The sequence below is a fragment of the Ignavibacteria bacterium genome (assembly GCA_016707005.1).
In the GTDB taxonomy this organism is placed as follows: domain Bacteria; phylum Bacteroidota; class Ignavibacteria; order Kapaibacteriales; family Kapaibacteriaceae; genus UBA10438.
Genome location: JADJIQ010000005.1, coordinates 333,913 through 360,220, shown reverse-complemented (window position 1 = coordinate 360,220; position 26,308 = coordinate 333,913). Strand labels below are relative to the sequence as shown.

14 protein-coding genes are annotated in these 26,308 nt (G+C 53.2%); 12 read left to right on the top strand and 2 right to left on the bottom strand.

Annotation, left to right across the window (positions count from 1 at the left end):
• The first annotated feature begins 44 nt into the window (after nt 1-44).
• From IPI29_09950 to IPI29_09935, 4 genes are all read left to right on the top strand, one after another.
• Nucleotides 45-2,969: a hypothetical protein gene (locus tag IPI29_09950; GenBank protein MBK7412862.1), complete on the top strand. Its 2,925-nt coding sequence runs from the start codon at nt 45-47 to the stop codon at nt 2,967-2,969.
• Complete coding sequence (locus IPI29_09945) at nt 2,966-4,930, top strand: OmpA family protein (GenBank protein MBK7412861.1); 1,965 nt, start codon at nt 2,966-2,968, stop codon at nt 4,928-4,930. The genes IPI29_09950 and IPI29_09945 overlap by 4 nt, the downstream gene beginning before the upstream one ends.
• Before the next feature lie 124 nt (nt 4,931-5,054).
• On the top strand, nt 5,055-5,372 hold the full coding sequence (locus IPI29_09940) for a winged helix-turn-helix transcriptional regulator (GenBank protein ID MBK7412860.1): 318 nt from the start codon (nt 5,055-5,057) through the stop codon (nt 5,370-5,372).
• The gene (locus tag IPI29_09935; GenBank protein MBK7412859.1) at nt 5,372-5,878 is read left to right on the top strand and encodes an SRPBCC domain-containing protein; all 507 of its coding nucleotides are present in this window, start codon (nt 5,372-5,374) and stop codon (nt 5,876-5,878) included. The genes IPI29_09940 and IPI29_09935 overlap by 1 nt, the downstream gene beginning before the upstream one ends.
• A 124-nt stretch (nt 5,879-6,002) precedes the next feature.
• Here IPI29_09935 and IPI29_09930 read toward each other — a convergent pair whose 3' ends face one another.
• Nucleotides 6,003-7,142, bottom strand: coding sequence for an SUMF1/EgtB/PvdO family nonheme iron enzyme (locus IPI29_09930; protein ID MBK7412858.1), 1,140 nt, complete (start codon nt 7,140-7,142; stop codon nt 6,003-6,005).
• A gap of 13 nt (nt 7,143-7,155) precedes the next feature.
• Nucleotides 7,156-9,624, bottom strand: a complete 2,469-nt coding sequence (locus IPI29_09925; protein MBK7412857.1) for a PKD domain-containing protein — start codon at nt 9,622-9,624, stop codon at nt 7,156-7,158.
• 1,412 nt (nt 9,625-11,036) lie between these two features.
• Here IPI29_09925 and IPI29_09920 point away from each other — a divergent pair.
• The 8 genes from IPI29_09920 to IPI29_09885 all read left to right on the top strand — a co-directional run bounded on the left by IPI29_09920 (nt 11,037) and on the right by IPI29_09885 (nt 26,307).
• Nucleotides 11,037-11,306 (top strand): hypothetical protein, encoded by a 270-nt coding sequence (locus IPI29_09920; protein ID MBK7412856.1) that lies wholly within the window; start codon nt 11,037-11,039, stop codon nt 11,304-11,306.
• A gap of 2,145 nt (nt 11,307-13,451) precedes the next feature.
• Nucleotides 13,452-15,719: a VCBS repeat-containing protein gene (locus IPI29_09915; GenBank protein ID MBK7412855.1), complete on the top strand. Its 2,268-nt coding sequence runs from the start codon at nt 13,452-13,454 to the stop codon at nt 15,717-15,719.
• A 32-nt stretch (nt 15,720-15,751) separates the two neighbouring features.
• Complete coding sequence (locus IPI29_09910) at nt 15,752-16,351, top strand: OmpH family outer membrane protein (GenBank protein ID MBK7412854.1); 600 nt, start codon at nt 15,752-15,754, stop codon at nt 16,349-16,351.
• Nucleotides 16,352-16,368: 17 nt separating this feature from the next.
• Nucleotides 16,369-16,947, top strand: a complete 579-nt coding sequence (locus IPI29_09905; GenBank protein ID MBK7412853.1) for a hypothetical protein — start codon at nt 16,369-16,371, stop codon at nt 16,945-16,947.
• Nucleotides 16,948-17,028: 81 nt separating this feature from the next.
• Complete coding sequence (locus IPI29_09900) at nt 17,029-23,493, top strand: hypothetical protein (GenBank protein ID MBK7412852.1); 6,465 nt, start codon at nt 17,029-17,031, stop codon at nt 23,491-23,493.
• On the top strand, nt 23,490-24,332 hold the full coding sequence (locus IPI29_09895) for a hypothetical protein (protein MBK7412851.1): 843 nt from the start codon (nt 23,490-23,492) through the stop codon (nt 24,330-24,332). Before IPI29_09900 ends, IPI29_09895 begins: the two co-directional genes overlap by 4 nt.
• Nucleotides 24,332-25,123: a hypothetical protein gene (locus IPI29_09890; protein ID MBK7412850.1), complete on the top strand. Its 792-nt coding sequence runs from the start codon at nt 24,332-24,334 to the stop codon at nt 25,121-25,123. Before IPI29_09895 ends, IPI29_09890 begins: the two co-directional genes overlap by 1 nt.
• Nucleotides 25,124-25,188: 65 nt before the next feature.
• The gene (locus IPI29_09885) at nt 25,189-26,307 is read left to right on the top strand and encodes an SUMF1/EgtB/PvdO family nonheme iron enzyme (GenBank protein ID MBK7412849.1); all 1,119 of its coding nucleotides are present in this window, start codon (nt 25,189-25,191) and stop codon (nt 26,305-26,307) included.
• Nucleotide 26,308: the final 1 nt, after the last annotated feature.

Here is a 26,308-nt window from a genome sequence, read left to right as displayed (position 1 = left end):
CCTATGTTGGCATCCTTGATACGGGCTAACTCATAGGAGGGTGTATGGGTAGGGGTATCGTTCAATTCGCGGTAGTGATCGTCATGATGATCACACCGGTCTTGGGGCAGGATCTCACATCATCATTGTGGATCTTCGGGAACAAGGTGCAGGTTGACTTCCGCACGGTTCCGCCGTTAGTTGGTACACAGCCGAATTTCACAGCACCGGAAGGTTCGGCGTCTGTCTGTGACTCGGTTACGGGGGCGCTGCTATTCTTTACCGATGGACCACGCGTCTTCGATCGCAATGGAGTACTGGTCTCCACCGATGCTTCGATACGCAACCCTTCTTCTACGCAGGGGGCGATCATTGTTCGCGTGCCAAATACAACAGATAGGTTCATCATCTTCGCTGTTGAGGATGAGTCCGGACCGCAGAAACGCTGCGTTGCCAGACCGGTTCAAGTGAATCCTGATGGGTCACTGACGATCGGTGCAACGCAGGACCTCGACGTACAGGTCACAGAAAAGCTCACGGCTGTGCGGCAATGCAACGGAAGAGACTATTGGGTACTCTTTAAGAAACGTGATGGCACGATCCGTGCAATACCGGTACTGCCCACGGGGCTGTCACTTGCCGGTGCCGTATCATCTCCCGGACTTCTTCCGATCACAGCCATCAATCAGGTGCGAGGGGAAATGAAGGTCTCTCCCGACGGGAGATACCTTGCTGCGGTGAATGAGAACCTCGGCACGGAGTTCTATCGGTTCAACAATGCAACAGGCCAAGCAACAATTGGCATCACGTTCGACCTGGGAACGATGCAGTACGGCTGTTGCTTCTCACCGGACAGCCGACTCTTATACACAAACAATGGATGGGCATCGCTTGGAACTACCCGCAGTAGCATCTTCCAGTTCGATCTTTCGCAGGCGAACATTCCGGCAACGAAGGTGACCGTTGGGACGGTGAATCAGAATGTGACGCCGGGACATATGCAGATAGCACCGGACGGGAAGATGTATATCTGTATGAACTTCCAACCCTTCCTCTCAGCAGTCAGTCTCCCAAACGTTGTTGGCGTAGGATGCACCTTTGTCTCAAACGCACTGACACTCGCAGCAGGAACCACCAATCAGTATGGTCTGGCGAACTTCCCGCAGGACATCTTCATCCCTCGCTTTACACGTACGGATACAGCTGTATGTGTAGGCACGCAGATCGCGCTGGGACTTGCACCGCGCGCCGGGTATACGTATCAGTGGTCGCCCCCTACCGGACTGTCTGATCCTACGATCGCAAATCCGACGGTGACGATCGGGCAGACACAGACATATTCCGTCCTCGCTTCAGACGACAGAGGATGTATGGTGGGGCAAGACGTAACGATCACTGCTCTTCCGCTTCCAACGATCACGGGGCTTGCCGATACATCGATCTGTCCAAATACCTCTGCAACACTCAACGCAGTTGTGCCGATTGGTAGCACCGTTGTGTGGTCTCCACCAACCGGATTAAGCACAACAACCAATGCAACAACGGTGGCACGTCCGGCAGTGACAACAACCTATACGATCACTGTTACCGGACCGAATACGTGTGTGGATAGCCGCACGGTAACGGTTACTATCAACCCCACTACAGCACCTCGACTTTCGCCGAATGGATCGTTGAATGTGTGCAGCGGTTCTTCGCTTCGTCTCAGCTCGGGACTAACGTCTGGTACCTTCCTGTGGAGTGATGGATCAACGGATAGTATTCTTATTGCCACTCAGGCAGGGGGCTATCGGGTGATCCATACTGATGCCAATGGCTGCATCACTACAGACTCCGTAACAGTGAATGAACTGCCATTGCCTAGCGTCACAGTGTCTGCTGACACAACCATCTGCGCGGGTACAACGGCTACGCTGAGAGCGAGCGGTGGTGTATCGTATCAATGGTCGGGCTCCGGATTGCTCTCTGGTGTTGGACCAACAGTGAACGCAATGCCAATGTCGGATGTAACGTACACGGTGATCGGTACGGATGCAAATGGATGTAGGGATACCACCAACGTCACAGTGTTTGTAAGAAGCCCCTTAGTAACAAGCGTTGGATTTACGGACACCACCATCTGTCCATGCGACTCAGTAGTAGCGCAGGTGCCAAATGAATTGATCACATTCCAATGGGACGATGGGTCTGCGTTACGAACTCGTACGCTGCGCGGCGCACAACAACGAACGATCACAGGAACGGATGGTTTCGGATGTGCTGTGGTTCCGATCGTCGTCACGGTGGATACCGTTGTTGGTACGGAACAAGCCCAAGTTGTGGTGTCGAAGCAGATCGCACGAGATGGAGAGCGTATAGATGTAGACGTGAGTGTGCGAGAACAACAAGGCACGCCATCATGCATCGGTACCAATGCTACCGCCACAGTTGTCCTGCGGACGTCAACGATTCTTGCCCCGGCCAATGATGCGTCTCGGGGGAATACTGATGGCAGTGGTACACGGATCGTGACTGTGCCTCTTGTGAAGACCGACTCCACCTATCGCGCTCAGTTGCAATTCATTTCAACCCTTGGCGAACACGATTCTACCATCATCGAGATCGTGAGTGCCCTTGGATCGAATGGTTGTAGTATCAGTGGGAATGGGGCAGCTGCGGTCTTTGCTCTCGATGAGATCTGTCGAGCAGGGGGCATTGCGCGACGGTTCCTCTCTCCCAACCCAGCAGCCAACATCATTGGTGTAATGCCCAACCCTGTGCAGGGATCAACAACGGTGCGGATCAATGCCGACAAGGAAACATCGTGGATGCTTCGCATCGAGGATGTTCTCGGTAAGACCGTTGGAGGAGTGAGAGCAAGTGGGGTTGTCGCTGGCAATACGATGAAGGACATACCCATCGATGTTGGAGATCTACCATCCGGAAGATACGTGGTAGTGCTGGAGTCGACGTTGAACCGTAGCGTAGTACTCATGGAGGTGATCCGATGAAGCGCCTCCTAACGCCCCTTACCGTCCTTTTTGTGATGCATGGTATCGTCATTGCACGTGGCAATGATGATGTGAAGATCGGACTCTTCGGTCACGCCGGATACAACTTCCACTCTGCAACCTTCGATGCCCTGCCCACGATCCCGTGTTGCAGTCCGGGCTTTGATGGAGGGGGCGGATTTGGCTGGGATCTTGGTCTCATGGCCAGGGTTCCATTCAGCTCAAGCTGGTTTGGTGATGTGCGTTTGGGCTACATGACCTTGGACGGCACACTCACCACCGATGAAGCACGCACGGTGAATCTCAATGGTGAGGCCGTGCCGGGCACGATCCGACATACGATGGAAACATCTCTGCCATCGTTGCGACTTGACCTCTTGGTAGGATTAAACGTCTCGAGCAGATTTAAGCTCATGCTTGGACCAACCCTTGCCTACATGCTTCGTGGCGAGGTGACACAGAAGGAAGAATTGATCGAGCCAACAGTTGGAACATTTGAGAATGGCGGACGCGAACGTCTTGTTGCAACGGCCGACATCCCCGAGCTCGCGAGTTTGGTGCCGATGATCACGTTGGGTGCATCGTTTGATATTCCGCTTGATGAGAAAGAGCAGTGGACGTTGAGTCCTGAGGTCTTGTTCTCGTATGGATTATCAGACATCACTTCAGCCGTTCCGTGGTCAGTTAGCCCCCTTCGTGCAGGTGTAACACTCTTGTACGCATTCGTTGATGACAGTGTCGGACGCGGCGCTGCTACCGTTCCCGGTTCAATACGTGCAAGCGTGAATGCTGTTGGACTCGAAGCTGACGGGCGCGAAGTACCATCCGTTGTGATCCGTATTGAAGAGTTTCTTGGATCAAGCTGTAAGCCACTCTTGCCCTATGTGTTCTTCGATGCCGGTTCATCCGAAATACCTGCACGATATACGCAGCGCATACCGGCCACAATTGGCACCTTCACGGAAAACGGATTACACCAGATGTCGATGCTTGATACCTACTATCAATTGCTCGACATCCTCGGATCTCGTATGCGTGAGTATCCTCAGTCAACGATCACACTCACTGGATGTATCAGTGAGGATACGAACGAAGAAGTGGATGGTCCACTCGCACAGGACAGAGCTACAGCCGTGCGCAATTACCTCGTCAACACATGGAGCATTGATGCTTCGCGCATCGTACTCGCGAAACGCGGACTACCCGCAGTGGCATCGAATGTTCGTGAGACAGATGGCGTTGAAGAGAACCGTCGCGTAGAGATCGAGTCATCTGATCCGCGCATCCTTGATCCAGTGTGGACCACGGACACCGTGCGAACCGTAACACCTCCGGCATTGCGATTCCAGCCAACAGCTGTAGCAGAACGCGGAATGGCAAGTTGGACCATTATGGCATCACAGGGAGGCAAGCAGATCAAGCAGCTTGACGGAAATGGTCAGCCCCCTACAGTCGTTGACTGGAATCTCCAAGACGATCAGGCCCACATTCCAAGGTCGGGCGATGTTGTTGTCTATCGCATGGTTGCCCGAGACGTCGAAGGCACCAATGCGCAGAGTGACGAGAAGAAGATCGCTGTTGACCAGCGCACCATCAGCAAGAAACGAGCCGAGCGCATCAAGGACAAGGAGATCGACCGTTACGCCATCATCGGCTTTGACTTCAGCGATGATAAGGTGCAAGGGGCAAATGCACGTCTCATCGAACGCATCAGACAAAAGGTGACCATTGCCAGTACGATCAACGTGGTTGGCAGCACCGACAGAATGGGCGATGCCCAGTTCAACATGGATCTCTCAAAGCGCAGAGCTACGTCCGTTGCCAAAGCCCTCAACAGCAACAATGTGAACGTCACAGCCATCGGCGAAACAGCCCCCGTCCACACCAACGACCTCCCCGAAGGCAGGTTCTATAACAGGACGGTGACGTTGGTGGTGGAAACACCAGTGAATAGCGAATAGCGAATAGCGAATAGCCCCGAAGGGGCGAAAGTACGCTAGCCCATGACGAAGTCATGGGGGTAATTCATTTGCAAATGAATGGTTGCGTGTTATATTCGCAACCAAATGGTTTCATAAGGATGATATGCGACGCGATCCATTCCAAGCGATAGCAGATCCAACACGGAGGGCGATTCTTGTTCTCTTGGCTATGCATTCTATGACGCCCAATGCGTTGGCGGAACACTTCGAAACGTCGCGACAGGCAGTGTCCAAGCATCTGCGCGTTCTCACAGAATGTGAGCTCGTGCGTGCTGTGCAGAGCGGACGTGAGGTGCATTACACCCTTCAAGTTCGGAATCTTAAGAAGGTCGATAAATGGCTGGAGCAATTCAGGAAGCTCTGGGAAAATCGGTTCAGTCAACTCGATGATGTACTTACAACACTCAAGAAAGGACGATGATGAATTCTGCAATGTTTTTCGATTTCACCGTGGACAGTGATTCAGCTACCGTCCGTGTTCAGCGTCAATTCAACGCCCCTTCCCAACTTGTATGGAAGGCATGGACCACTGCTGAATTGCTCGATCAATGGTGGGCGCCACGTCCGTATCAGACCAAGTCCAAGGAAATGGACTTTCGGTCAGGGGGCTTCTGGCTCTACGCAATGACTGGTCCGGAAGGAGATACGCATTGGTGTCGGGCTGACTACTCCAACGTCACACCAGAAACCGCATATGTCGCAGTTGATGCATTCTGCGACGAAAGCGGTGACAACATCATTCGTGACTTCGGTCGATCCACATGGAATGTCTCGTTTGATTCGAACGGAGATCAGACCATGGTCAACATTGTTATCTCCTATGAGTCTGCTGAACAAATGCTGAAGTTCATAGAACTCGGATTCAAAGAAGGCTTCACGATAGCCTTGACGAACCTAGATGAATATTTCGAAGCGTTGGGCTCGTGACTTATAATCCGATACTTAGACGGTGTTGGTTGATTGTAGCCGGGCAAGACACATGGAATTCAAGCCCTCTAACACTCTAGCACTCTAGCACTCTAGCACTCTAACACTCTAACCCTCTAACCCGCTACCTCGTCCGCACTACTCTGAACCCAACGAATGGGTAGGCGTCGTTAAATCGGATGGTGCGACGTCCGCGAAGCGTGATGAGCCATGGAGCCCCTTGCACTTCCATGCAGGAACCGCCGCGGATGACCGGTCCGTCCTTATAGGGCAGAACGAGTGGATCCGTGGTTGGGGTCTTGGTGTATTTGGTGCGCGCACCTTCTACGATCTCTGCAACGTTTCCGTGCACGTCGTACAATCCCCAGGCATTCTGCCTGCGCGACCCAACGGGTTGTGGTTTGCCGGTGTTCACGCCGCCAAGGTTGTTGCCCCACCAGGCTATCTCATTTACATCGTCAAAGATCCGCTCAATGGGCCTGCCAACAACGGTATCGGGAAGGCCGCTGAATGCTGTTGTGCTGCCGGCCGAAGCAACATACTCCCATTCGGCTTCGGTGGGGAGTCTGTATCCGTTTGCGGTTGGACTGATCTGAACGCTTGCACCACTGCCGGTATAGACTGGTACGAATCCGTGCACTTCTGACATGCGATTACAGAAGGCGATCACAGAGTCGTAGGTGAGGTTGGTTACGGGCAGGTCGTCGCCAACAACAAGACTTGGATTCTGCTTCATCACCCGCATCCACTGACGTTGGGTGGTTTCGTAGATGGCTACTTCGAGCGACTTCGTGATCGTTACGGTGTGCTTTGGCGTTGCCCAGTAGATATCCGCAAACAGATCCGATGAGTCGCATCCCATCTGGAACGTCCCCGGAACAGTTGTAGCGGTAATGAGTGTGTCCATCGCACTTGCCTTGAGCGCAACCACGAAGTCAACATTGCTAACATCACTCGTACCAACAACAACGCTGCGCATCGACGGTTCCACGTCGATCGGGAATCCGGCACGCACTTCTACGTGGTGTGTTCCGGCGGCAACATTGGCAAACGAATATGTAGCGTCGGGCTTGATCGTGATCGACAACGAAGAGTCTAACCACACTTCAACATTGCCAACATCCTCTGCTCGCTGGCGTGTTACACTGCCCTTGATCTCAAGTGAGGTATCAACGGGTGGAGATGTTGGCTCCGACGATGAGCAGCCGGCAATCAGTGCCACAACGACGAGGGCAATAGGAAGCCCCTTTACATACCGATACATAGAACCTGTTCCGTTAGCGAATACAATGGATGATGTGCTGCGCGCCCTGTGTGGCCACAACAAAGATCGGGAAATGTTGGCGCTCAGAGATCGTGAGATCAAGGTGGTGCACGCCGGTATGGCGTTCCAAGCACCGCCCAAGCACGTCGTAGAAGGCTACGTCTATCCGGTCCTGACCGTCAACAACAACTACTCCGTCTGTTGAAGTGATGGTAAGGGGCTTTGTGAACCGCACCTGACGGAATTCAAGCGCACATTGTTCAACAGTGAGGAGTCCGGGCTCGTACGTGACCGTAGAACACGTATCACTTACCTCGGCGATCGTTGTGATCAAACGTGTTCTGCTGCCGTTCACGTAGGCAACTACGCGCGACGTGAAATTCGTTTCGGATGAGTCCAGCATAACAACATAGCTGCTGTCCCACGGGTCCTGCCATTCTATTCCGTCAAGGGGCTCCATCTGCACACGCACACTACCACCAATGGACGTTGTGCGCACGCGCACGTCAACGCTGATGGTGTCTCCAACTCCGCCGGCTGCCGGTGCTACGCGCACTTCGATCTGACGCTTATCGATCACCAGTACGGTAAGAAGCAGTCGCTGCGTACACGTATCAGCCCAACGAACGAGTCCATCATACACAAACGTCTCACGCGGCGAGAAGCGATACGTGCTGTCATCGATACGTGCTATTGGATCAGCCCCTTGCTCCCATTCAATTCGTGTTCCGGGGTAGAGAACGAGGTCAACACTGCCGCCTCTGCATACACTTGTATCAGAGCGTACGATCTCAACATCCGGTGAGATGTTCACGAGTACTGTATCAGCTGCATAACAGGGCTGCCATGTAACCGCGCGAAACATCGTTGGAACATCACAACGAACAACGGGCTGTTCTCCCGGGAGGACAGTGTTGGTTGAAAGGTCTGTCCACTCAACACTTCCTCCGGCTTGTGCTCGCAGCGTAACAGGTCCGCCCATACAGGCCATGATATCTGCTCCTGCATCTACACCAGGATTGATCATGATGTCGGCTGTGTCGCGTATCTCACTCGTCCCGGCTTCGTTGGTAGCCGTAAGGATCACAGGGTAGCGTCCGGCAGTGTTGTAGCAGACAGGTGGAGGTGTTGGTCCTGACCACGTTGACGGTAGGCCGCCCGGGAACTGCCAGAGCCATGTATCAGGAGCGTTGAGTACGGCGTGGGTGATGGTGATGCACGTGCCTACACATCCGCTTGGTGCTGTGACGGTGCCTTGTGGTACGTCGCACACCAACGTCGGCGTCGGACGCAGGTACGTACTCTCCATACACGTAGGGAGTCCGAGCAGAGACCTGTTCCCTGTTCTAAACGACACCTTATCCAGCACAACCGGTACCGTTGAGCCGATCGGTGTTTCAGGGTCAGTGATCTCTCCCAATGTTCTGTTGTTCGTGAAGTAGATCCGTCCATTCGGAGCCAGTTGCAACGCCGATGGATACGTATTGTGAAGGGGCGTATAACACACGATCTCCGGTGTGATGGTTACGTTCCCGGGAGAAGGCGGTGTTGCAAAACGAAAGACATAGGACCGCGTTGGCGTGCCGTCGGTAGCCGTTGCTCGCATGGACACGTAGGTGATCGATCCCGAGAGCGAGAATGACAGACCGTAACACACCGACATGTTCGCAATACGTCGCGGTTTATCGAGCGTGATGGAACGTCGACCACTCACGACACCTGTTGACGTGTTGAAGTCGTACACCGCAACCACCAGATCACTCACATTCGTCATTGCCAGCTTCGTGCCATCAGCGGAGAACTTCAACATCCCTGCTTGGTGCGGAATAGGGACTCCGGAAATGCGAGACCGCACGGGTGTTGCATCGATCCCTGTGGGAGTGTGATGGTAGGCAACAAACTCTATCGTCGCGCTTGCCGTATCCGTGTACTGCGTGAGAACCCAATAGCCCGTTCCTGCTGCATCATGTGTTGCTGAGATCCGCTCTGAGCCCGGTCGAGACTCCAACACCACATCACGTTCCACCATCTCCCACAATCCATCGCCCCTTCTCTCCATCTTGTTCCGAGTGTAGTAGGGCGATTGTGTTGCGCTGATATCCGTCATATCCGGCGTGATGTATAGGTAGAGCGAATACGGCTTCTGAAGATCACGGACGAAGATGCCACCCTGCGAAGAGCTCGCACCACCACTGAGCACTGTACCATTTACGACCACCTTCCCCTGAGCGTCGTAGGCCGTCTCACCCATTGCATAGACTGATAAGGCCTTATCGCACGGATACGAATAGACCATCGACCCCTCGCGAACATCGATCTGCGGTCCATCGATCACCGTCGGTATCGAATCGATTCCACCACCCGGAATCGTAAACCTCACCGCCGCATTCACCCCAAACACCCACGTAGCATATTCGATCTGTGCCCGCAAAGAGACAACAGAAAGAACCAGCAGAGCCGTGGTGATGAAGGGGCGGAGCATGGTACAAATGTATACTGTCAATCTGGTTTGCTAAGCCGAATGCTAGATTGCAGTTGCGTGGGGCGTGGGGAATGATCGACAGTTATAATTACAACGTGGATTATGATGATCTGTAAGGTAGGGATTATCCATAGCTGCAAGGACTACATAATGACTCACTTTCTTGCAGGGTGGGCTGTTCAGATTCTAACCCTACTGGCATTCATCTCAATTGCTTGTGAGAACAAGCATGAAAGAGAGTTGCGAGAAAGTGAGAGAAGTGGCCTTGATTCCGTTTCAATTCGGTGGGAGATTTTCACATCATCGCGAAGAATCGACAGTACAATGCTCGTGCAAAAGTCAGCTTCGGATGATCCCATTCACTTGCGAAGTTCATACGGCAAAGAGGCACTTATGAGAACATTGTCCCTCTTTGCGGTGGAAGTGCTAAATGACCGAGACCCTGAAATGCGCGTTAGAGATTCGACTCAGGAGTTTGAAATCATCGTTCATCGGGATACCATTCGACGTAGGGGTATGGATTTGGTAGTCATTACGCTAGAGAATATTGGACGATACGATTATCGGATATTCGCCACCATTTCCGTTGAAAGACGCCTGTGGCTCTCGTACATATATGTACCGGTCTTTGGGGATGCCCTCATGGTCGAGTATAAAGCAACAAACAATGGTGTATGGTTCGCTAGGCGATGCTACACGGATTCTATGCATGTAGAGTACGTGCGTACTGTTGCTCAGAAAGTTCTGAATCGTCATAGCCGTGGGAAGTTGTTGGAAGAGTGATCGTTGATGATCTTCACCCCGGCCTAGTTGATACTCATTGATTCCGATTCCTATCGTAGAATAATGACGAATTCAAGGAGTTAGCATTTGGAGATTCCGCCGGCGTTGACCAGTTCATTCCGTACGTAACTGACCATCGACCCTAAAGATTATGATGACTTGCTACGCCCAATGCTAGATTGCGGGCTCGCTGAACTATTCCTTTGTACTTGGGTGGGCAGAGTTGCGCGGAATATGATCGTCAATGCGGGTGGAACAATTGCTGATAGGAAAGGCGTCAACATTCCAAACAGTGTCTCGTGGCAACTATGATAACACTGGAAAAAGTCCAGATATACCAACTGTATGACGGCGACGTAGAACTGTTTGCTAGAATTGGAACAAGCAAGCAGAAGGAGCATTTCCTGGATATGGAGTGGTCAGTAATAGACCAGTTCGTGCAAGGGATGGCAATCGTCCGTCGGAATCTTGCCTCCGATGAGTTTGTGGCTTCACTGCGTCAACGAATGATGCAACACTGTGACAATCAAGACACTGTCGAGTCATTGATGTCCTTGGGAGGTTCGTAGAAAACTGATCCCGAGAAGAATCTGATGTTTGTGCGGGAGTACTTACAAAATTGCGTCTCTATGAAGACTTCAGTTGAAACCATCAACCTCTTGAAACTCATTCTGAACGGACACAACTCTGAAAGGACTAGACTTATTCAAGAGTTTCAAGAGTTGGTCTGGAATGATGACAACTCTTGTGAATTGTTATCGGGTCTTGCATATGACTTGGATTTTTACGAGCCAAATGAGGAATGGCGAAACGAAGACCCATGCTATTATGGAGAAGAACGATTAGAACACGAGATTAAAGTGGTGTTGCAAAAGTTGGAAGAGCAAAGTTTGGAGTAGGAACTTGTGATGACAAAGCCCCATTCCTTTAGACAGAACCCGTGTTCGTCAATAAATTGAAGAGCCATGAGTTGGGTCGTCAACACTGCAACAGAGTCAAAGTGAGATGATTGGATGATTCAAGGCCCAACATGCCCTTGGGAGCCAATACATGGTTTTCAGAGTTGGAGTGAATACAGTCGTTTCCGCACCTGGATGGACGACCAGTTGAAATCTGAATTAGCTCTAGAGACTATTGTCCAGTCGTACTATAGCGGTATACACGGTGTGGAGCGATGGTTCGGACATGTTGCATCGCGAGAGATTTGGAGGCTGGTGCAGCCTGCTGCGCCGTTCAAAGGAGTGTTCGAAAGAGTACCCCTAGACGAGCAGGTACAGGTGAAGGAGGTCCCTTTTGGCAATCAAGACTCAGAAACCTCTGACTGAGCTTGATATGTTGAAGCAAGCACTCCGTTTGGAATCAGTTCCAAGTGAGTAATGCGAGCACAATCCTAGATGGTGCTCGCATTACTTTTCTTTGAAAACCAGATGACACAGCGTCATCCCGAGGAGCGGAGCGACGAGGGACCGGAAGAAATGACACTATGACGAAATGACAGAATGACGCAATGGGGTTACACGCACCGGCACCCCCTCCCTAGCGAAGCGTGAGGGAGGGGGATGGGGGGAGAGTTCTTGCTTGGCTGGGCTTTAGCCCGACTATACGCTGCCCCTCGACCCTCCCTTCGGCAGGACAGGCTCCGCTCGGGGTGACGCACGCCCCTCGACTCCGCTCGGGGTGACGCACGCCCCTCGACTCCGCTCGGGATGACGCACCCATCCAAACGCAAAAAGCCGCATCATCAATGCGGCTTTGCTATAACGTCGTGGACCCGTAGGGAGTCGTACGAAATCTTGTAACGATCAACTTAGTAAGCTAGATAGTAAATCATCGCAGTTGTCAACTGGCGCTATCGCTGGCACTATGGAGCGATGAATTGACATCTGGCTTTGACATGCCTTCTCTACGGTCGACGAATGATCTCGCTATGATCTTGTCACGACCTGTGACGAAAAGGGGGTTGACTTGAGAGACTACTCGCGACCAAGTGCGACTCAGAGGCGGATCGTCGTGCTGATCCCCGGCAATACTAGTTCCGTACGACACAAGTTGGCCTTTGTCACAGAAACCAAGGTGCATTGCGCAGTCGTTCCCGCATGTGGGCCACCTCAACTGTCAATGCATCGAACATCCAGTTCAGTACACGTCCGTCATGTCACCGCAATATCTCTACAAGACAGACTGTAGGTGCCGCCCAGGTCGTAGGAAGTTCATTGCAATGGTCGGATTAGTGCGTTGATCGGGTGAACAAGAGCACATTTGTGTCTGCGTTTAGTCCTCTTGAGGGCAATTCATGGTCCGAAGCAGTCCGTTTCCGTCGCAACATGCCCATCTCACGCGCACAAACTGCTTCGAAGTCGATAGTTGAGCCTTGCAAGTGTCTACTTCCGTGTCCCGATGTGCACCTTAATGCCACTTGCGGGGGTTGCAGCACACATTTGCGGATTGTTGGGCGTACTTGCTAGGGATATCCCATCGTTGCCGTCCGGTTACCGTCATTGGGGATAGGTTGGCGTACATCGTGGGCATTTACTCACAAATGCTAGGAATTGTGTCTATCCACGGTCAACCGCAAGCAGTCCGTGAGCTGCACCGGCCTCAAAACGGCGTTGCAGCCAACAGGATCCGCCGCATGTTGAGGCAGTTGAACAACGAAACCTGAGCAAAACAGAGCCCCATCTGCCGTGTTGATGTGGTCCAAAGGGCTTCGGCGGACGAAGATCTCGATCATCACGTATACCTAAACGTGAGCACATGAAAAAATAATTTGGGTTTCTCATCTACGGCATCTATTCTTGCCGCTGAGCAATGCTCTGTAGATATACATACGGATTGTTGCGTATAGACCTCGGTTCTGATAGTGATCAAAGGCAGCGCATAGAGGTGGCATGCGCTAGGAATCTATCCGAAACCATCAGCTGAAGTTCTGATCCTTGTATCCTTGATTCTGTGGATATGTCTTGGCGGCGAGCTACTAACCAAGTAGCTGTGAATTGCATTGACGTCGTATGTGATCTTGAGAGGGTAGTATGGGTAACTCTCGAATGCTGCATGCAGCAGCGTTGATCGTCCTAGCGCTTGCGTGTCAAATGACGTGCTGGCAGGAGTGCATGGCGCTTATGGGAGCAGATGTTGCCCGGCTCGACACGATAAGGGCCTACGACCGCACAGCCGGTAGGGTCTCCTACAGAAGTAAAGACATCAAACGTCAGTGCCTTCGCCTTCGCCTTCCGCCAGGCACGATCATCAGCGAAGTGGTGGTGTGGCTCTCCGGACCTGCCGGCGCCTGCGGAAAGCTCGAGATCTTTGGACATGAGGGTGGACTCCTAGCTCCGCGACTGGAAAAACCGCTCATTACGGCCATGAAGATCACCAAGATGCGTGATGGCCGAGAAGCAGTCCCGATGGCGATTGAAGGCGGACTCGTTCACACAAGTGGACAGCTCTTTATCGTGGTCACGGACCTTTCGGACTCCGTCCGCCTCATGTGCTCTGGCGCTGAAGAGCCAAGTGAGTGCGTTGAGTCCAGCGGACAAGGGCGCTACGCGTCACTTCAACAAAAGTCATCAGGGGCCTGGGTATCAACGGGCTTCACGCCATGGATAGATATTGTAGCTCAGCGCCCAAACCAAGAGAGAGGAACATTCGTTCGCGATACACTTGTCGATGACCTCAAAGACCGTAGCCGGCGCGGGACCAGCTACCTTTCTTGCCTTGATGTAGGGGGCGATGGTCGAGTAGACATCGCCAGTGCGGGCGTGCTGCTTGTTAACAGAACAACGGGCTTTGTTGCCCTCGATCTTGCTGGCAATGATGAAGAAGCCCCGTACGCATTTGGCCTTGACACCGACGGTGATGGCAAGGAAGAGCTGCTGACGATGAACGTCTTAGGCGATGACAAGATCACGGTCAACGCCTTTACTGCCTCGGAGACAGTTGCACGCCGAAGCGATATTCAACTGCCTCTTTTGCTTGCGCCTTCATCGATGTCGCAGTTCGATGTTAACGGTGATGGCCGCACGGATCTTGTCCTTGCAGGTAGTACTGCTGGTAGCCATGAGCCTGTTTGTGTGCTGCTCCTATCATCCGGACTCTATGGATATCAAGCCAAGACGCTCTTTGATGAAGCAATCATCAAGAGCCTGGCACTTAGTGAGGGTGAGACGCCGGTGGTGCAATTCATCTCGCCGATGTCTAAGATTACTACGGGTGGCGAAGCCGGAGGGCTACTGGTTCGCTCTTCAAGGGCCGACCTCGTGATCGACGTAGCCGGTGCAACCGCAGGAGGCCATCGTCACAACGTACTGTTTGACAGTGACAGCGCGATGAGCACGGGCCTGGCGTCATCCTCATTTATGCGTGACTCCGTTGCCTCGGCGCCGTTTCCAATCGCGTGGCGTCAACTAGGCAAAGACCAGATAAGCAACAATGTTGCGGGCTTACCCGACTCAAGGCGTTCCGATGCCGGAGAGAAAACAGAGATGGTTATTCGCGCTATGCCGGATTATGAGGAGGCCCTTAGCGCAATAGTGCTCGCGGATCTCGACAACGATGGGAGTGATGAATACATTGTTTGTAGCCAAGGTACTTGCAGGTACCTACGCGTGTTCTCATTGATCGGCTCTGAGTTGCAAGATGTTACGTTCGACGTTGGCCTTAGCAACATCGACGATTGCCCGGATGTTGTGGTGGCAGACTTCGACCTTGATGGCCGGCTTGACCTGGCATTCGCCAGACGTGGGCGATTAGAACTTTGGATGAACAATTTGACGATCCCTCGCTGCCATTGGAGCGTTCTAACCGGCGACGTCAACAGCGTTGAAGACGCCGGCAGCCAAGACAGCAAGAGCGGCAATGCGCGGTGGTTACACTCATCGAGTATCAGCGGACGTGGCAGGCTTGTGCAGGACGTGCGTAGCGTGCAGTCATCGCAATCGGTGGACTCGGTCTCGGTGCGCTGGGCCGGCGCGGGCAATCAGGGTGAAGTATTTGCAGCAGCAGGGCGACGTTTCACAAAGGGAAGCGGCGTGCTAAGCGGAGCATCACATGCAGAACCGAAGCTCACCATTGCACAAGATGGCCAATCACTTCAACTCGTGGCCACCGACCGGTTTGAATCTGTCCGCCTGAAGATTGTAACGACAGACGGCAGAACAATCGGAAACACGATGCGAGAACTTGGAGCAGAGGGCAAGCACGTGATCTCACTCAGCGAAGTGATGCGAGGCCAGCAGCTCGCTTCCGGTCAATACACGGCGATGGCAGAAGCCGGCGGCGAAAGTGCCACCTGCCTGATTGTCATAGTCCGTTAAAACATCAACCTTACGACTCTTCCTACCGGCATATGAATCGACTACTATCGAATCCTGCACTGCTCGCCATTTCATTACTGGCTCTTGCTCTCTCTATTGGAGCATTGGTGCTGACCGTAGCTTCTCGCCCACCACGGATTGGAATCGTGCGCATTCAGAAGGTGCTGGAACGCTACGACGGAGCGCTCGATGCGAAGAAGGCATTTCGCACCACCACCATGGCCTGGGGAGCAAATGTTGACACGCTCAGAAGCGAGCTTCAGCGCCTTGTCTTTGAGTATGAAAGCGTGGGGAGTTCAAACTCTCGATTGAGAGACTCACTGGGTCTTCAGCTCCGCAGGAAAGAAGCTCAAATAGCTGACTATTCAAAGGCTGTTGAGCAAAAGACTGCGCAAGAGCAGCAGCTCTTAACGGAGGGTGTGATCTCTCAGGTGCGCACGGCAGCCGAGTCAGTGGCAAAGAGTGAAGGCGTTGACTGCTTCCTCGCCGTTCAAGATGACGGTATGCTTGTCTTTGCCTTAGAAACTGTTGATATGACAGATGTTGTTTTGGAGCGCCTTCGCACCACATACCGCGGGCAGTTTAAGCCCGGAGCTACCAGTGCGAAGTCAGATGCGGGGCCAAAGCCTTGAACGTCGCTGCGCTCATATTGCCGGCTCTTCTCCTTGTTTCATGCACGAAGCATGAGGTATCCGTCAAGGAACTTGCCGGATGGGTCAGGGACCCGTCGAACGGACTAGTCGACTCCGTGGAGGCCGGCCCTTATGTCCTCTCGATGCAGTACCTACCGAGCAGGCTGTTGGACGCTGTTGCCCAGGCTCGTCATCGCAGGGCTAATGCGCAGAAGGGGCTCTCGGTGTTTGAACTCGCGATCAGAACAACAGAAGCAGATGGCGCCGATCCGGTCTTCTCAGGCATCTCGCACTTGGATGAATTCACAAGGCGCATTCAATCGCTGGCGTTCACCATTGAACAGGACGTGAAGCTTCGGCTAGGCTCAAGAACTGTTGACTGTCTCTCGGCCGCGTTCCAACAAGACGTAGGCCTGAGAACAAAGAGATCCGTTCGGCTCGTGTTTGCGGCGTCCGAAGAGGAGCTTGTCAACTCTTCCAACGTCATCGTTGAGTGGAGTGATAGAGAGTATGCAACAGGTAGAAATCTCTTTGAGTGTGACCTTTCAAAACTTGCAGACATGCCAGAGGTGAGTAGCGGGAGTCTGGGTCAGTAGTAGTAGTCAGTTGACGACATCATCCATATCGACGACATCATCCAAAGAGAAGACACCATTGTGATGACAAGAGGACGCAGCATGACGAAATCAATTCGAATCTCAATGTCCGTAAGCACGAAGAAGGCGCGCATGATGGCATGTGCTCTCTTAACAGCGATCGTGCTCGAAATGCTTGTGCCGATCTCTGTGCTGGCAATCACGTCGGGCCCCGTTCAACCGGAGTTCACCGGCTTTGAGCCCTTGGGCACTACGGGAATGGTCAACGAGTTCTCCGGGGCATTCACGTATAACATACCGCTCTTAGAAGTCCCCGGACCGTCGGGCTCATCGTACCCTGTAACGATGGCCTATCACAGCGGTGCCGCTCTTGAGGAAGATGCTTCATGGGTTGGCTTTGGGTGGAGTTTGAATCCGGGTTCAATCAATCGAAACGCCCGCGGAATTCCTGACGACTATAACGGCGCCGAGGTCGTATCGATCAACAGGCAGGAGAAAAACGAAACGTTCTCTGTTGGGATGTCTGCCAATCTTCAGATCGCCTCGTATGATCTGTTCACGTTTCAGGCCGCCAACCGCTACAACACATTCAGTGGATACTCGATCACGTCGGGGTTCTCACTCAACGTCTTTAACGCACTGAGTCTCAATCTCGAATCAACTAACGGAATCCAAAGGTTCTCTGCGAACATCAATTGGGCAAACGCGTTTGCCGGTTTGCTCACGAGCGAACTGTCAAAGAAAAACAATGAAGCCGTAGATAAACTAAAGTCGGGAAAGATTCTTGAGGGAGCACTAGCAGCTAAACAAGCATCAGACATCAAGACCGCGCGTAGTGTTTACTCCACTGTGTCGTCGTTTGTCTCGGCTATCACTGGCCCTGTGTCCACGCAGACAAGCACTATGGCCTACACTGGCGGTAGTCTTACGATCAAGTTTGGAGCGACCGCCGGATATATCCCCGGTTTCATCTTAGGCGGCACGAACATTGGTCTGCATGGTAACTACACGTGGCAAACGCCGGCAGATAACGTGGTAGACTCAGCCTACGGCTACCTATATCACGGGAAAGCCTTGGGAGTCAGCTCGCGCATGGCGGACCGGATGTTCGAACGGGAGGGCGTCTACACCAACCGTGACCGCTACCTCTCTCCGGGATATTTCTCAGCAGATGATTTCGCTGTGACCGGGCAAGGAATCGGCGGCAGTATGCGCCTCGTGCATAATCGGCCGGGATATGCCGCTCCGCAAGCAAAGTCATCGAAACTCATAAACGGCACTCTTGGTATGGAGCTTGGCGCCGGCCCAGACAAACTCACAGCCGGAGCAACGGTGACAATCGGTGAAAACACCACCGACGTGTCGGGCTCAGCTCCAACAGGGTCAGGTTGGGTGAATGAATTCAAACACCAGGCCTACACTCCGGATGGCAACGCACGAGCATTCATGCGTTTTCTCAATGACCCGGCCGATAACGTGCGATTCTCATCAAGTGACAAAGCGGCCTATACGGCATCATCAAATCAAGGCCCCTCGGGGATCTTTAATCGAATTGATAGTGCAGAGCCAACCGACACGTTCTACCGACCGCGTGCTGCGGCATGCATCTCCTATCGTTTGAACAAAGAGCTGGCAAGTGATATGACGTCGGGTGGTGGCAGCCCGCAGCTCTTCTCGCACGCTCCAAACGCTCAAGTGGATGGGTTTGTCAACCGCTCCGAGCCGGCAATTGCCGACGGCATCGGAGAGTTGTCAGTGGCCAACGGAAACGGTATTCGATATGTCTATGGCCTGCCGGTCTACAACCGCAATGAACGCCAGCTCTCCTATACTCGCACTGACGTTGAGACAATGGAGAAAGGGGCTTTGGGGTTTGCCTACGGAGCCCGCGTTCTCTACCCTCAGAGGCCGGAGCTTGCCAGAGCCAACAACGTTGCCGGCACGATCAAGGCGCAGCCATACGCTTCAATGTTCCTGTTGACGGCGATACAGACGCCCGATTACGTCGATAGAACCATGGATGGTCCGACAGCTGATGATTTCGGTGGCTATACCCGGTTTAACTATGAGCGAGCAGCAGGAACATATACTAAGTCCGGCCAATATGCTCCCGGCAAGGACTGGTTCAAATGGCGCACACCATATCGTGGATATACCTGGGAAGAAGGCAATCTCACGAACAAGCATGACGACCGGGCTAGTGTGTCGATGGGCGAAAGAGAAATGTACTACATGTCGGAGATCGACACAAAGACACATACTGCGATCTTTATAACGAACAAGACTATACGCACGATTACAGTTGGTGGCACGCCGATAGACTTCCGCGGAAGCGGCAAGCAGCGCAATGATGCCTTTGAGTCAATCAACACGGGCAACATTGACTACGATGAGGAAGCCGCCGGCAGCGAGCTATGGCGCAGGCACTATCTCAGCGGATTCGACCGCGATTCTGCCGAGAGATTTCTTGGCAAGAAATGTGGAGGAAGGGCTACAAACAAGGAGGTGATCAGCGAGGACCTCATTGGTGACAACGAGTTTGCGAACAAGAGTCAGTGCCTTGAGCGCATCGTCTTACTGGCAAAGGATGAGAACGGCAATTACACGCACATCGTCAAGACTGTCAACCTCGAGTACACCTATGAGACTATGCAGTCAAAGTCAAAGTGGTTCCTGTTGAACTCTCGCTGGAATGAGGCAAAGAAAAGAAACGAAGAGATTGAAAACCCGAATGATTGGGATTCGATCTATGTGATCTCGGGTGGTCTCAACTCTCGGCACTACCATACGCAACAAGGGGTTCTTCCCGTGCACCTTGGCTCCCGTGTGGCGGCAGCCCAGTATGGCAAGCTTACGCTCAAGCGAATATGGACGGACTATGGCGACGTACAGAACGCAACGATCAGCCCGTACGAATTCATCTACTCGTATCGTGACGTTGTTAAAGAACCATACGCCGCTGAGCTTGCGCAAGAGTCTCGGCTTACAGGGACACTTGCCTTTTCGGGCACATTTATCAATGACACTTCGGACATTGCCGACACGAACGACAGGAAGACCCGCAACGATACGATTGAAAATCCGGCCTACGACCCTGTCTTTGTAGATGCATGGGGCGCTTACCGACGTGATGGTCCCATAGCGCGGTCAAACCGCAGATCGCACCTGGATCAAACGTATCTGCCAGGTAAGTCCACGCAGTACGACCCAGCGGCATGGCAGCTCAAGCGTATCATCTTGCCATCGGGGGGCGAGATCGAAGTGCAGTATGAGCAGAACAGCTATTCATTTGTGCAAGACCGGCCCGTAGAAGCATTCGTGCCGATAACGGTCTACAATGAAGTCGAAGACTATGTGCGCGTGGGGCTTGATTGTTCAAAGCTGACGGCTTCAACCGCCGACGTCATGGCCGCACTCAAAAAACATGTCAAGCTAAACAGGCTGTTCTTCAAGTTCCTCTTTCCCATTAGAGAGTGCAGCTTCGATGCCGGACAAGAAGGATTCCCGGCCTCGAACAGCGAGTATATCTCGGGTTTTGTGCGCGCTGCTGTAGACTCTGCTATTGGCTCAACGATTGTCGTCACACTTCGCGGCTCTCCACAGCCGCGGGCTCTGCTCAAGGAGCTTGTCATCAACCAGGGACTTCTTGACCCCGTCTGTCATGACAGCGTAAAGCCGAAGACTTTGCGTGATGGAGTCAAGGGCGATATCAGCACGAACCAAGCGACGTATGAGCGCCTTGGAGGAATGGGTGGTGACATTTCATCGTGGGCATACAACATCTCATCGTGGGTCACCAACCCGTCCTGCACGCCATACCTCAAACATTCCTACGTGCGCATTCCGTGCATCTCTAAAGTTGGCGGCGGCATTCGTGTAAAGCGTATCTATATGTACGACGCAGGCATTGAAGAAGGCCGCGCCGGCATGTATGGCCGCGAGTACATCTATGAGCGACAAGAAGTCTTGCCCGGTGGAGCGCGTACAATTTCTTCCGGTGTTGCTACAAACGAACCGGCAGTGATGCGCGAAGAATCAGCGCTATACCGCTTCATCGTTGGCAGATCGGAGCAGTCCTTTGAAGAGCGCCTAGCGGCAGGCGAAGATCTAGAACAGCTTTCCGCTCCGCTTTGCCCATCGGCATGGCCGGGCGCGTCAATCGGATATTCACGCGTTGTCACCAGAAGCATTGCCTTTGGTGAAACCTCGCCCGGATACACCGTAACAGACTTCTTCACAGCACGCGACTACCCGCTGCGAGAAGAGGCCACACGTCTTGTCCATGACCGAAGTGGACTGCCGCCAATTCCCAATCCGTTTCTCTCGGTTTCGATCACCAACATCGACGCCGGGCAAGGCTTTACGGTGGTGACAAATCAAATGCATGGCAAGACAAGAGCCATTCGGCAATGCGCCGGCAGCTATTCGCCGTCGCCAACATCGTGGAACGTAGTTGCCTCGGAAGAACACGAATACTTCGCGCCGGGTGAGAAGATCCCTGTGCTAACAAAGTCAAGTGAGGGAGAGCCCCTTGTCGTACTTCGTGAGATGGGTACAAGCGAAGAGGTGATGTCAAGTTCTCGTCAGATCATCAACAATCACATCTCGCTCTCCGGCAATTTTGATGCTGGAGTCCTTTTGATCTGGGCGCCAGTCGTGCATGGGGCTACGGGCTCGTCGATGATCTCGGAGCAGAGGTCGTCGATGTATGTCTCAACGAAGCTTGTGAGCTACGCATGTTTTGAAAAGCGCGTAGTCTACCGGCGCGACGGCATGGTGCGAGTGCAGGAAAATGGAGCTTTTGATGAAGGCACGGGTCAGCCCGTTGTTACCATCGGCTATGATGAATATGACGGCGCCGATGTTGGAGCGGGCCAAGTTCATGCCGGCGCACTCCTTCAGATGACCTACCCGGCTTGGCATGTCTATCCAGAAATGGGCTCGGCGATGACCAACGAGAATTTGAGGGATTCAATCACGGCGGTTGATGCCTCGTCGATGGTCGTTACCGCAGATGCAGCCTCTTTGTTTAGTCCCGGAGACCTTGTTGCGCTCGTTGAAACAATGGAAGAGGCAGGCAGCCATGCGCCGGCGTTTGTGCGTGTGCGCGGCGTTGTGGGCACAACAGTCAACTTCTATGTACTCTCGGGATCGCCGTCAACGGATCATAAGGTGGCCACCATTGTTCGCAGCGGCAAGACCAATCAACTCACCGCTGCCGCTGGTTCGATAGCCATGTACGGATCGAGGGGAATTGTTGGATCTAACCCGTTCGTCCCGGACAGTGGTCGCCAGGTCCTCTCAGCGTCGGCTACTACCTGGACGGATGACCTGGGAATTGACACTGCTGAATATTATGCCATCTATGGAGGACGCTTCTCTTCGGCTCACAATAACCCGTATCAGCGCACGCTCAAAGGCAAGTGGCGTCCGCACGAGTCCTTTGTCTTTAGATCTGCCACGGAGTCGGCGGTGCAGGACTCGTCGCCGCGAAGCGCCGGTCGGATTACCAGCAGCTTGTTTGAGAGCTTCCCGCACGCAAACCCATCATCACGTGACGAGGCCAAATGGGTCAGGACGAGCCGCGTACTGGCTTATACACCTGACGGCGACGTCGCCATTGAGCATGACGCCATAGGCATTCCTACTACGGCCCGATTTGCGCACAAGGGAACGCTGCCGTCGATCATCGCTAAGAATGCTGACCACGCAGGTGTACTCTTTGAGAGCTTCGAAGACAAGGCCTCCTCGTCGTCTGCCGCAAGCCACACTGGCAAGAGATCATTGGCCCTGACAACAACAGCGGACTCCATCGGCCTTATCAACATCACGGAACGAACGCAAGACGATGGGCTCGTTGCACGGGCGTGGGTGCGCGCCGGCGCAGCAGATACGTGCAAGCTCACCATTGGCACAGGCAGCGCAATCAGCACGCACAGCGTGATCGCTGATGTTGCCGGGTGGAAACTCATTGAGTGGACAGTGCCGGCAAATACCGGAGCGCTGACGAGTACGGGTGTGAAGAAGGTCAGTGTCAGCGCCGTTGGCTCAGGGGTCTATGTTGATGACCTGCGGGTGCAACCAACATCATCAAGTGCTACATGTTATGTCTACGACCAAGCAACGCTGCGCCTTGTGGCTCAGTTCGATGATCAACACTTTGCAGCGTTGTTTAAATACACACCCGACGGACGCCTAACGCGCAAAGACCGCGAAACAGAACAGGGCATCTTCCCATTGCAAGAGCAGCACGCAAACAGTATGTCCGTCAAGTATGACAAGCGTGCTGACTATGGCCTAGCGGACTACCGACCACTGATGCAGCGCATGCATCAGGGCCTGTTGCAAGAAGCTGCCAATGAGATCCCTGTTGATCTGTTGACCCCGAAATCACTTTCTCCTTCAGGGGTAGGCGCTAAGGGCGAGCTCTTTGACCTAAAGCTAAGTCCCGAGAGGCGGCGCTTGAAGCTCTTTGGCGACAGCGTAGACCTCAAGAAGTTGGATTCAATTGGGCGCAGCCAACGAAGCAACGGGGGCGGGCAATGAAGACTGCATCATTGATCGTTTCCGTGGCGGCGCTTGTGCTCGTCATGGCTACCCAGCAAGCGGATGCCCAGTACATAAACCACCCAGACCCTTGCACGCCATGTAAGCAAGCTGTTTTGCCGTGGGGCAACGCCCAGCTGATTCAGAAGCTTGTGACCATTGGTGAGTGCACCTACACGGTAACCTACCGCAAAAGGGTGTGCAACTCTGACGGATGTCAGGAGCTGAAACTTGAAACGGTTCGACTCTTTGCAGGAACGGACTGCGCCGGAGACAGCACGAGTGAGATCATTACTCTACTGCTTGGCAAGATGATCACGGAAAACACGATGGGGTTCTTGCCCGATTCAGTGAGCCAGGGCAGCAACGGCTGCTGGCGCATCATCCGTCCGGCCTGTTGGAAGTTCGATTCAACGAGGTGCTCCACGTGGCCTCCAACGGGAGAGTTTGACCCCGATAGTCTGCGCTATAACTATGGTGACATCTTGCCGTGTGACACCTCGGACTGTTGCACCAACGTGATCTACCCGACACGGGACAACTGCGGCAACATCCTCTTCGACACGCCCGACAAGACAGACCTGCCTTGGCTGCACGGGTTGCGTAACAACTGGAGTGGAGAGGACTCTGCGTCTCGTGCTCAGGACTCCATAGAGTACTACGATGCAAAGAACGACTTCAGTGATCAGTACAACACCTCGATGTTCCCAACATGCCGCGAGTGCTACCCTTCAAGTGGCAGCCCGCCAACGTCGCCCAAGTGCCGGCGTCAATGCCCCGAGGATATCATTGTTGAATACAAACGCCTCTTGAACGAACGCCTCAAGAGGAAGTATTGATGCGCTGGGCACTCTACATCATAGCGGTGGCGATGTTCGCAGGCGGCATTGCCATCGCACAGCAAGACGCGTCGTGCGCAGACTACGTCGTGCGCGCTATTCGCGCCGCCGCACAAACGGCCGTGCCTAACATAGGCGATGTGGTGACGTACGTCATAGAAACCACAGGACACCAAGCTGGTAGTCAGCCGGTAAGGGATACCGTTGAGATTACACGTACGCCTAAGGTTCTGAGGATCCAAAGCCGTCAGGGCCTCTTTGTCTACACTACGGAGACTACCGTGCAGGTGGCGACCACCGTCAAACGCATGATACTTTCTAAGCCGACGAAGTCACTGGAGAAGGTAGCCGCAAAGGCACAAGCCGAGGCATTCACTCTGCTCTTGGATCTCATCGCAGCATCTGCCAAAAGCTCGTGCGAACGCGAAGAAGGAACAGGCAATCTTGTAGTGACAACAGAAGTGAAACAAGCCAAGTCAGCTCAGCCCAAGCACATGCCTATCACGTCAGTCGGCGGCTCCGAGGCAATGGGGCGAAGCCAACCAACAAGCATCACCACCATTGTCACCAGTCAAGGGGCGTTTGTTTCGATCTCGTGCACTTATCCCAAAGGGGCTCCTGTCAAGACGCTGACGGTGTCGAACGTAACAACGCGAAAGGCCCGGCAAGATGAACTTGATGATGCCAATGAAGCGATGCAGAAGCTCATCACGAAGAAGGGCAAGCCGGCAGCGGCCTACAAGGACTACACTGTCCATGATCTGAGAAACCTTGGGCGGGCCGTTGAATAGGTGGCCTAAGACAAGTACCAACAACACGAACAACATTCTAACATCAGCGAAGCAGGAACAACAACATGAAGAACATTCTCTCCTACTCAAGTGCTCTCGGAGTTCTTGTCTTGGGCATTGCTCTTGGCGCGTGCTCAAGTACCACGCCTCCACCTGACCCAACAAACAAGTTCGCGATCAAGGGCAAGGTCAAGGCCACTACAACAGAGAGTGTGAGTGGCGTTACGATTGCTGTTCCATCTAAGTCAGTGACAACCGATGCAACGGGCTCGTATGCGATCACTGATCTTGATAATGGCTCGTACGTGGTAACGCCTACAAAGGCCGGAATGACTTTTACACCGGCAACGCAAACCGTCGCCGTGAGTGGAGCCGATACAACGATCAGTGACTTTGTTGCCAAGACAATACCAACCTATGAAGTGCCGGAGATGGTAGCTGTTGAGCCCGGGACGTTTATGATGGGGGCAATTGAAGGCCAGTTGGGTGGTGGATCAAAGGTGAAACCTGTTCATCAGGTGACATTCACAAAAGGTCTCTGGGTTGGAAAGTATGAGGTCACTCAGAAACAGTATGAAAGTGTCATGGGGTTAAATCCGACCGTTTCCAAGGGACCGAACAAACCAGTTGGTGATCTAAACATTATTGGCATGGTTGCCTACTGCAATAAGCTATCCGAACTAGAAGGACTCACTCCTCCCTACACAGTGAACGGAACATCGATACAATGGAATCGCACTTCTAATGGCTACCGCCTTCCAACGAGTGCCGAATGGGAGTACTTCGCAAGGGCCGGGACAACTGACAATACGTATGCAGGAATCAGCGATGGTAAAGACCCTAATGTCGTAATCGACCCTATCGCATGGTATCGGGAAAATTCAATTGACGGGTCAGGTGAGCGCGTGAGTCAACCAGTTGGCCTTAAGATGCCTAATGCTTGGGGTATCTACGATGTGCTAGGCAACATTGCAGAGTTCTGCTTTGAGTCTCCAACGCCATACACTGCTGAAGCGCAAACTGATCCTTGGCGAGGCTTTGTGTCCGAAAACATAATCACACGTGGCGGAAACTACTCAGGCTTCTCGAGTGATTGCTACACGTCTACCTATCGTGCGATAGATCCGTTTGCGACTGGTGATGGAATGGCTCCAGCTGGATTTAGAGTTGTTCGCTCTCGGTAGG

Coding starts and splice junctions, on each gene's coding strand:
- IPI29_09950 (MBK7412862.1), top strand. CDS start 45: ATGGGTAGGGGTATCGTTCAATTCGCGGTAGTGATCGTCATGATGATC.
- IPI29_09945 (MBK7412861.1), top strand. CDS start 2,966: ATGAAGCGCCTCCTAACGCCCCTTACCGTCCTTTTTGTGATGCATGGT.
- IPI29_09940 (MBK7412860.1), top strand. CDS start 5,055: ATGCGACGCGATCCATTCCAAGCGATAGCAGATCCAACACGGAGGGCG.
- IPI29_09935 (MBK7412859.1), top strand. CDS start 5,372: ATGAATTCTGCAATGTTTTTCGATTTCACCGTGGACAGTGATTCAGCT.
- IPI29_09930 (MBK7412858.1), bottom strand. CDS start 7,142: ATGTATCGGTATGTAAAGGGGCTTCCTATTGCCCTCGTCGTTGTGGCA.
- IPI29_09925 (MBK7412857.1), bottom strand. CDS start 9,624: ATGCTCCGCCCCTTCATCACCACGGCTCTGCTGGTTCTTTCTGTTGTC.
- IPI29_09920 (MBK7412856.1), top strand. CDS start 11,037: ATGAAGACTTCAGTTGAAACCATCAACCTCTTGAAACTCATTCTGAAC.
- IPI29_09915 (MBK7412855.1), top strand. CDS start 13,452: ATGCTGCATGCAGCAGCGTTGATCGTCCTAGCGCTTGCGTGTCAAATG.
- IPI29_09910 (MBK7412854.1), top strand. CDS start 15,752: ATGAATCGACTACTATCGAATCCTGCACTGCTCGCCATTTCATTACTG.
- IPI29_09900 (MBK7412852.1), top strand. CDS start 17,029: ATGACGAAATCAATTCGAATCTCAATGTCCGTAAGCACGAAGAAGGCG.
- IPI29_09895 (MBK7412851.1), top strand. CDS start 23,490: ATGAAGACTGCATCATTGATCGTTTCCGTGGCGGCGCTTGTGCTCGTC.
- IPI29_09890 (MBK7412850.1), top strand. CDS start 24,332: ATGCGCTGGGCACTCTACATCATAGCGGTGGCGATGTTCGCAGGCGGC.
- IPI29_09885 (MBK7412849.1), top strand. CDS start 25,189: ATGAAGAACATTCTCTCCTACTCAAGTGCTCTCGGAGTTCTTGTCTTG.